Source organism: Streptomyces sp. NPDC058284 (assembly GCF_042881135.1).
Taxonomy (GTDB): domain Bacteria; phylum Actinomycetota; class Actinomycetes; order Streptomycetales; family Streptomycetaceae; genus Streptomyces.
In genome coordinates, this window is the sequence record NZ_JBHVYE010000057.1 from 11,245 (window position 1) to 19,314 (window position 8,070).

The following is an 8,070-nucleotide window of genomic DNA, read 5'->3' on the forward strand; positions in this document are numbered from 1 at the left end:
CCCGATCTGGTCCCGCGCCAGACGGGTGCTCCCCGCGCCCGCGGGGATGGTCCCGCTCTATCTGTGGGCCGAAACCGTCGCACACGGTGCTCCCCGCGCCCGCGGGGATGGTCCCAGCAGGCCCGGCACTTCCAGGCTCAGGTGCAGGTGCTCCCCGCGCCCGCGGGGATGGTCCCGCGGTCTTGAGCATCACGTATGCGTGGGCGGCGTGCTCCCCGCGCCCGCGGGGATGGTCCCCACCCCGCTCACGGGGTCCCGTACGGCAGACGGTGCTCCCCGCGCCCGCGGGGATGGTCCCGACATGAGCTGGTGCCCGTTCGCCAAGAAGATGTGCTCCCCGCGCCCGCGGGGATGGTCCTGATGCGCGAGCAAAAGGCCGACAACAAGCTCCGTGCTCCCCGCGCCCGCGGGGATGGTCCCGGAACAGCCAGCATCGGCGGGAACGATCATGGGTGCTCCCCGCGCCCGCGGGGATGGTCCCTCCGGCCATGAGAGGGCCAGGGCCGTTGCGCCGTGCTCCCCGCGCCCGCGGGGATGGTCCCAACGCGGCGGCCGCGGTGTCGGCCGCACGGCAGTGCTCCCCGCGCCCGCGGGGATGGTCCCGACGTCCCGGACGGCATTTAGTGCCGTCTGGCGTGCTCCCCGCGCCCGCGGGGATGGTCCCGACACCCAGACCAGCCCACGGTTCCCGCTGCTGTGCTCCCCGCGCCCGCGGGGATGGTCCCGGCGGCGAACACCTGCGCGTGACCCAGGATCAGTGCTCCCCGCGCCCGCGGGGATGGTCCCAAGGACACGCCCAGGGCGGACAGGAAGAGGTTGTGCTCCCCGCGCCCGCGGGGATGGTCCCGACCGGGAGCGCCTCGGGCGGCGGTGAGGACGGTGCTCCCCGCGCCCGCGGGGATGGTCCCGATTTCGCCAAACGGATCAGAGCGGCCCTGGGGTGCTCCCCGCGCCCGCGGGGATGGTCCCAAACCCGGTGCGGCCGGCCCCATCGGCGCCATGTGCTCCCCGCGCCCGCGGGGATGGTCCCGAGAACCAGCAGCGCATTTCGTGGGCCCAGCCGTGCTCCCCGCGCCCGCGGGGATGGGGCCGCCTCGACGACGCGGAGCACGCCTATCAGCTAGCTAGTGTGAACCTATCCGGGGTGGTCGGTCTCAAGCGCGGCATCCACCGCTCCGTCCAGGCCCTCGAACGCGACATCCGGGCCTGGCTCACCGACTGGAACGAGCACCCCAGACCGTTCGTCTGGACGAAGACAGCCGACGAGATCCTCGACAAAGTTACCGCCTACTGCCGACGAATCCTGACTCAGGTCACTAGCCTGGGCTCGCTCCACTGCAGCGCCCGCCTCCGAGCTTCGGTCAGGACTTGGCGCGTTTTGGCCGCTTTGACAAGGGCAAAGGCCCGATCGATGGGACACGAACGGCACGTCCGGATCCCCGTTAAACGTGTCTCGACCTTCATGTGCTCATCTGTGAGTGGTTGTGTTGAGGAGCGCCAGGCCCAGGGAGGTGGGGGTGTGGAGGACGTTCCTGCGGTGCCGGGTGGTGAGGATCAGCTCCGCGTTGCGGAGCGTGGTGGCGTGTTCGCTGGCGCTCGGGGCGGTAATGCCGGTGCGGGCGGCGAGTTCTTTCGTGGAGCACCCGGGGTGTCCGGCGATGTAGTGGAGCACGGAGGCACGGGTGCGGCCGAGAAGGGCGATGACGGCAGGTGGAGGTTCGGTGGTTAGGGCCGCAGGAGCTGCCAACGTGTGCAGACCCTTGAGCGTGTGCGCGTCAGCGGTGGGGTAGCTGAGGATGGGTTGCGGGTGTGAATCGTGGATGGTGATCACCGGGTCCTGGCCTCCCATCACGCTAGGCATCAGCAAGAGCCCCTGGCCCTCCAGGTGAAGGTCCCAGTCGCAGGGCAGAGCTACCTCGAGGGTGGGCGCGTTCCACCGCATGCGTACGGGATTGAGGCGTGCGAGTAGGGCCTCCGTGCCTAGTTCGTCCAGTGTCCGCGTGCGCACCGCCCGGTCGGCGGCGAGGTCACCCTGAATGCTTGGCCACCAGGGCGCCAGCACGTGGGTATAGACGTCGGTGAGGTTGTCGAAGAGAGCACGGACAAGGTGGGGGTCGTCGACGAGCCGTTGGGACCAGGCGGGCATGGTCTGCTGCTCGGCGAGGGCCGAGAGTTCATCCTTGATGAGGCGATGGGGAATGGAACGGGCCCGATCCAGCACTGCATACGGATCCCCCGCGTCGATCAAAGTCAGGAAGTCGGGGGTCCAGCCTGTCACGGGCATCAGGTCGAAGACCGTGCGCGCCTGCCGTGGCAGGCACAGGGACACCTCTCGCCGCCAGGCTTCGTAGCGCACCTGCCGGGTTCCGCGCTGCAGACGCCACAGTGCGTGGCTCAGCTCCAGCAAGGGGCGAGGTTCGTGACTGAGCCGGGTGCGGGCCAGGTCCTCGGCCGTGAAGTGAATGCGTAACGGCATGACGAAGATCCTGCCAACCCGCAACCGTTCGGTCTACGCCGAATCCCGACGACTGTGTGCCGGTGCGGTTGGGATGGTGGACCGCGTCACCCCAGCGCCTCACCTCGCAAGAGGAACGGCAGCAACTCTCATCTGCACTACAGGAGGAAACACATGACTCGCTTGCGTACATGGGCAGCGACGGCCGTACTGGCCGGCGCGATCGCCGTGCCGGTGGCAGGAGCCGCGACGGCATCGGCCGGAACCAACGGACAGCAGGTACAGGTCTCCACCTACTATTCGGACCGGGCCAAGGTCTGCGGCACCGACCAGAACGGCTCCCATGTCTGCACTGGCTGGTTCCAGACGCCTGGCTCCGGTTACTACGGCGTCCCTGGGTACTGGTTCAAGGGCAAGGCCACCATCCACGGCATCAATGACAACACAGGCACCAAGCGCCAAGTCGACGTCACCGTGCCCAAGTCCCAGTCGGGCAACTGGTGGAGCTACGACGGGCGCGCCCACAAGACGCTGTAGCCGTCCACAGGTATGCCCTTGACTGCGCGTGCCCGGCAGCCCATCCGTGAAATCTGATGCCGCTGCCGGGCACACCCGCCGCACCCCACCTCAGCGTCAGGTGACAGCGAACACCACGTTGTCGACTGCACAGTTTGTTCGTCACGGACGACACGGATCAGCCATGCGCGCAGAGCCAATTGCTGGCGTGCAGTGCTTCCGCCTGCGTCGGGGCGTCGGCTGGCGAGCCCGGGCAGACGACCACCCGTTGTCACGGCCCGACGATATTGCGTATCCCTGGTTACTCCTAGTGGCTTGGCCACGGTGGTGGAGATGAAGAGCGGGATCCTCTCGAGCCTCTTTGTATACGGAGTGATCGATACGCCCGAGCAACTCGAGAAGGGAGACATGCTGCTGACGCACAACACCGGCAGCAGACACCGTGCATGGGCCCTCGTGCCCAGGGAGTACACCCATCTCGCTGTCGACAAGTCGAAGGTCGGCTCGTTCCCCCGCTGGAGACTCGGGTTTCGCGCGTCCGACTCGCTGTCGACGTTGATGAAGAATGCCGAAGGCCGCCACCCAGACGTCCTGCAGTACACGGGCGGGCGCGGCACCGCGAAGCTGGACGTGGACGACGGGTACGTCTACATCAAGCACCGGTCACCTGGCGGCGAGGGCGAAGAGGAACTCCACCGCAGCAGCGGCCCCTTCCGCGGCCCCTTCCAGCTGCCAGGCCCTGGCCTGATCGTGGTGGACTGCCTCGTGCGCTGGTCGGTCACGTTGCGGTGATGAGCAGCGCGGTTCCCTAGGTCTCCAGGCGTGAAAACCGAAAGGATCCCTGAGCTGGAACTCAGGACGCGCCCTGCCCGCGCACCCCGATGTCAGTCGTTGCGGACACGGGCTCACGCGGCCGACCTCCCGGAAGGCGGCGGTCACGGGCACCCACATTTACTCAAGTGATCACATCACCCAAGTGATGGGCGTGGTCGTCGTCCGCGTAGAACCCTCAGCCCTGGACACACCGGGTCCCACCATGGATGACCGCGCTCTCGGAATCCTTGGCTGCTTCACTCAGCCATACACGGGAGAGAAGCCGAGCCTTCTGCTGCGCGGGTTCTGCTTGCTGGACGAGGACCGACTACGTCTTTACCTCCACGCCGCAAAGGCCTCCGAGGCCGTCACCGTCGACGTGCGCCCTTCAAACGCCACCACCGCCTTGCTTGCATCCCTGCCGTCGCTGCTCGACGAGGAGCAGTACTGGACAAATGATGACTCCGATCCACACTGCACCCACGTCGTGAACCTCACCGGCTGGTAGCCCAGACGGTGCTGGTGCGGGCTGCGGCTTGGCCTACTCCGCGGGGTCCTCGTCAGCGTGCCGCGGCTGGCTGGCCGGTGGCTTTGGCCTGTGCGGTGACGGCGGCCTGGACGGCACCTCCGCTCGAGCTGCTGCGCCAACACATGGCGATGGTCTCGGAGTTCTGGGTGCCTGTCCCGGACCGCGGCGCCGACGAATACGCAGAGATCGTGGTGTGCCGCGAGCGCACGGACGCCGACCGATGGGCAGTGACCGACGGAGCGCTCACGGACCTGCGGGACCAGTCGCGAAGGCGGTGGCCGCGGCGGGTGATCGCGCGACCGGCAGCAGAAGGCGTGTCGCGGACGTGGTGTGCAGCATGGCGTCGACGGCTGACGGCACGCGGGCAGCCTCGGCCTCGCGCACTTCGACGGTGACGTCGGGGAGTTTCTGCGCGGGCCCGGTATGCCGGATGTGGAGTAGCTGCTGGACGATCCGGCGTGGGCGCAGTGCCAGGGTGGGCGGGTTCACCGCTATGAGGGGTGTGGCCCGCCCACCTGACGCCATCTATGCCGCGGTGGTGTCCGCCGGGGTCTTCACGTACTCAACCTCCTGCCGGCCGCACTCTTCGGCGAGCTTCTCCAGGGCGGTGACTTCGGCTTTGTTCGCGGTCAGGCTCCAGCGGAGTTTGGTGGCGGTCCAGTCTGCTGCGTAGGTGCAGCGCGCGTCCGCGAGCGGCGGCAGCCACTGAGCGGGGTCCTTATCGGCTTTGGCCCTGTTGCTCTTGGCGGTGACCGCGACCAGCGAGCGGTCGGCGGTGAGGTCGTTGGCGTAGTCCTGGCGGTGCTTGGGCGTCCATGTCGAGGCGCCGGAGTCCCAGGCCTCGGCGAGCGGCACCACATGGTCGATGTCCAGCGCGCGTGGCTCGGTGAGGGTCTTCCCGTCGTAGTACGAGTACCACCTCCCCCCGGTGACCTTGCAGGCGCCCTCGACCGTCGGCTTCGTGCGGGACTCGGCGATGAGGACCTCGGCGCGGGTGCTGCAGCTGTCGTGGTCGGCGTCCACCCAGTGCTTGAAGCTCGTGCGGATATAGCCCTCGCGGGATTCCGTGGCGCGCGGCAGCTTGTCGATGGCCTTGGCCAGGGACAAGCGGTGCGGCTCGGGTGCAGCCGGCGCGGAGGGGGCGGGTGCCGCGGCGAGGGCGGGAAGGGCGAGAAGCGCAGCGATGAGGCCGCGCAGCATGGTTTTGGTCATGGACCGGTGATAGCCCTGCTGGCCTGGCGGGGGTGGGCGAAGCAGTCTGTGATCACCCGCATGGAGGGATCAGTCATACCGAGGAAACGTCTCGGCGGGCGGCCGGCCGAGGTGGTCGCCCAGTACGGACGGGAAAGCCGTCACTATTGACGGGTCCACAACAGCCTTCAGTCTCTGATCATGATGGGTTCCACCGCGGTAACGACGATTGCCGCGCTGAGCCAGCAGGAGTGGACCTGGCAGAGCGTGTCCGTCGTCGTCCTGGGGTTCAACGTAAACCTCGCGTCCGCCTTCACCGGCTACTACAAGTACCGCGAACGCAGCTACTTCCCGCGGCAGAGAGCGGACGCCATCGAGGAGGAGCTCAACGCCGTGCCCGGTGCCAGGTGGTCTCCTACTCACCCTCCACGCTCACCGCCGATGAGGTGTGCGCCGTGCTCATGGCCCGCCGCGACAGCACCAGCGCGGTGTAGTGGCACTGGACCGGTCGTCCGCCTGGTTGCCGACGAACGGTGTCTGCAGGGCGGTTGCGTAGTCAAGCCGATCACCGGCCACCGGTTTTCACAGGGCGGCCCAGGGCCGGGGACTGCCGCCGCTCAATGGCGCCCATACGTTGCTGGCGGGCCCGTGCTCCTCGAGGTCTTCCAGGATGGCCGCGCCGAGCGGGACTGTGCGGCTCAGTGCAGCGACGAGCTGGTGCTGGGCAACCATCTCTTGCAGATCACTGATCCGGCTGGCCAGTCGGGTGCGGGAGGCGTTGGTCAGTACGAACAGCACCCGTGGGAAGACCGGATACCAGCGTAGCCAGCCCGGTCCGGCTGCGGCGGGTGCTCTGCGGTGGCCCGCGGGCTGCGCGTCGTAGTGATAGAGCCGTGCGTAATCGATCAGTTTCGTGGCCAGGCGCTCGCTGCTCATGGTGGTGCGGTCGACTTCCACGAAGGCGCGCAGCTTTCGCCGTTGGGTGTCTTCGAGGAGGGTGTAGTGCATGACGGCGTCGGCTACCAGGCGGTCGCCCTCGCCGATGGAGTGCGAGACCTCAGGAGTCCAGTCCCAGGGACCATGCTCATGGCTGCGTCGGCGGGCCTCTGCGCTGAAGACCAGATGGGTCCGTACGACGGTGAGCGTGTGCGGTGTTTTCATCGATGCTGCTGCTGTCGAAGTGATGGTGTAGGGCTGGCGCCCCCGGAGGACGGGCAGGCCCCGGACCAGGTGGCCACCCTGATCGGTGAGATGCCAGGCACGGGGATGCGACCGGGATGCGCTGGGCAGCACCGTAAAGTCGACGAATCCCTCGACACGCAATCTGGCCACGACGCGGGAGATCAACTGCCGGGTGCCGTCGGGCCGGAGCATCTGGTGCAGCTGGCTCGTGGTGGCAATGCGGTGCTGGGCGAGCGCCGCCAGCACCTGGTGGCGTAGCGGTTCACCGGTCATAGGGATCCCTTCCTCACAGCAGCGCCCGGCCGTGAGGAGACCTTGTCAAAGCTCGCTCGTCCGGCCGAGAGCGTCTGTTCAGGCTTGTGCACCAGGGCCGTGGGGATCTGAGCCCCGCCGCCGTCATGCTCGCCTGTGGGAGAGGAAACCCGAGAACCCCGACCAGGTCCTCGACCACCAGGGCCCGGCCACGGTCACGAACAAGACACGCTGTCACCACTGCAGGCACGTACCCCCGACCACCAAGTTGCAGGATGGCGACGGCAGGCGCGGGCTTAGCCTGGCTGCAGCTGCGGAACTGCGAGGCTGGGGCGCAGGCAGGAAGGCGCAGGTCGGGACGGAGCGCGCCGGGGCCCAGGGCATATCAGGAGACGTTCTGGCCGAACTCGCGAGGGATGAAGGCGATGTCCCGTCTCATGGATTTGAGGCATCGCAATGCTGCGACCTGCGATACCCCCAGATGAAGTGAGTCGGCGAATGGGTAAGCGTCTCACTCCATCTGAGGCGGCCGGTGTCCTGCCGCAGTGGAGGTTGACCGACTTCGCTGAACATGGCTCGATCTGATTGCGCGCGGGCCACGATGGCGAGATGGGCCCGATTCTCACCAGTCTTCCGGCAGAGTTCTGGACCTTCCCGTATGACCGTTCGCGTTTCCCAGGCGCTGCCGCTGTGGCCGCTCAGCCGAGCCTTACGGCCGGCGCCAACTGCCAACTGTTCGCATACGAGGTGCTCAGACACTTTGGCCTGGCCCCTCCGGCCCTGCGCTCCGCAGGACTCTGGAGTGACACAAAGGCCACGGTCCACGGGCCGGTCGCGCAGCATCTCGACCTGCTCCTTTCCAACGCCACTGCCAGCGCATACGGCGCTCATGTCGCCGTATGCGCTGGGGACGACGCGATCCTGCACCTGTGCGCGGAAGTCGGGCACCCGACGGTGTGGGGTCCGGCGGACTTCACCGCACGAGAGGGCTACAGCGTCCGACGCGGTGCCAAGCGGGTTGTCCAGTGCCAGTCGATCTAAGAGATCATCTCATTTGGATACACCGGTATTCTGTGGGTCATGGTGGGGATCGTTGAGCGGCTGGTGCCAGACGAGTTGTGGGAGTTGTTCC

General features: G+C 67.5%; 7 protein-coding genes and 1 CRISPR repeat array. Of the genes, 3 read left to right on the top strand and 4 right to left on the bottom strand.

Translation table 11 applies throughout. The annotated features are described in order from the left end of the window. The first annotated feature begins 25 nt into the window (after positions 1-25). Positions 26-1,091: a CRISPR direct-repeat array (repeat unit 29 nt; unit sequence GTGCTCCCCGCGCCCGCGGGGATGGTCCC). 377 nt (positions 1,092-1,468) lie between these two features. Then, the gene (locus tag ACFVYR_RS37570) at positions 1,469-2,476 is read right to left on the bottom strand and encodes a winged helix-turn-helix domain-containing protein (protein WP_384263343.1); all 1,008 of its coding nucleotides are present in this window, start codon (positions 2,474-2,476) and stop codon (positions 1,469-1,471) included. A 162-nt stretch (positions 2,477-2,638) separates the two neighbouring features. On the opposite strand from ACFVYR_RS37570, the gene ACFVYR_RS37575 reads away from it, so the two are divergent. The 3 genes from ACFVYR_RS37575 (at position 2,639) to ACFVYR_RS37585 (ending at position 4,292) form a co-directional block, all read left to right on the top strand. Beyond that, positions 2,639-2,992: a hypothetical protein gene (locus tag ACFVYR_RS37575; RefSeq protein ID WP_384263345.1), complete on the top strand. Its 354-nt coding sequence runs from the start codon at positions 2,639-2,641 to the stop codon at positions 2,990-2,992. Positions 2,993-3,304: 312 nt separating this feature from the next. Beyond that, complete coding sequence (locus ACFVYR_RS37580; RefSeq protein ID WP_389613946.1) at positions 3,305-3,763, top strand: hypothetical protein; 459 nt, start codon at positions 3,305-3,307, stop codon at positions 3,761-3,763. A 187-nt stretch (positions 3,764-3,950) separates the two neighbouring features. After that, a complete protein-coding gene (locus ACFVYR_RS37585) occupies positions 3,951-4,292 on the top strand; it encodes a hypothetical protein (RefSeq protein ID WP_384263350.1) in 342 nt (113 codons plus the stop codon). A 264-nt stretch (positions 4,293-4,556) separates the two neighbouring features. Here ACFVYR_RS37585 and ACFVYR_RS37590 read toward each other — a convergent pair whose 3' ends face one another. The 3 genes from ACFVYR_RS37590 to ACFVYR_RS37600 all read right to left on the bottom strand — a co-directional run bounded on the left by ACFVYR_RS37590 (position 4,557) and on the right by ACFVYR_RS37600 (position 6,959). Beyond that, positions 4,557-4,802 (bottom strand): hypothetical protein, encoded by a 246-nt coding sequence (locus ACFVYR_RS37590; protein WP_384263352.1) that lies wholly within the window; start codon positions 4,800-4,802, stop codon positions 4,557-4,559. Positions 4,803-4,838: 36 nt separating this feature from the next. Beyond that, complete coding sequence (locus ACFVYR_RS37595) at positions 4,839-5,525, bottom strand: HNH endonuclease family protein (protein WP_384263355.1); 687 nt, start codon at positions 5,523-5,525, stop codon at positions 4,839-4,841. A 561-nt stretch (positions 5,526-6,086) separates the two neighbouring features. Beyond that, positions 6,087-6,959: a replication-relaxation family protein gene (locus ACFVYR_RS37600; protein ID WP_384263357.1), complete on the bottom strand. Its 873-nt coding sequence runs from the start codon at positions 6,957-6,959 to the stop codon at positions 6,087-6,089. Positions 6,960-8,070: the final 1,111 nt, after the last annotated feature.

What these genes read in the sequence shown, in the direction of transcription:
- ACFVYR_RS37570 (WP_384263343.1), bottom strand. Translation starts at nt 2,476, where the DNA reads ATGCCGTTACGCATTCACTTCACGGCCGAGGACCTGGCCCGCACCCGG.
- ACFVYR_RS37580 (WP_389613946.1), top strand. Translation starts at nt 3,305, where the DNA reads ATGAAGAGCGGGATCCTCTCGAGCCTCTTTGTATACGGAGTGATCGAT.
- ACFVYR_RS37585 (WP_384263350.1), top strand. Translation starts at nt 3,951, where the DNA reads ATGGGCGTGGTCGTCGTCCGCGTAGAACCCTCAGCCCTGGACACACCG.
- ACFVYR_RS37595 (WP_384263355.1), bottom strand. Translation starts at nt 5,525, where the DNA reads ATGACCAAAACCATGCTGCGCGGCCTCATCGCTGCGCTTCTCGCCCTT.
- ACFVYR_RS37600 (WP_384263357.1), bottom strand. Translation starts at nt 6,959, where the DNA reads ATGACCGGTGAACCGCTACGCCACCAGGTGCTGGCGGCGCTCGCCCAG.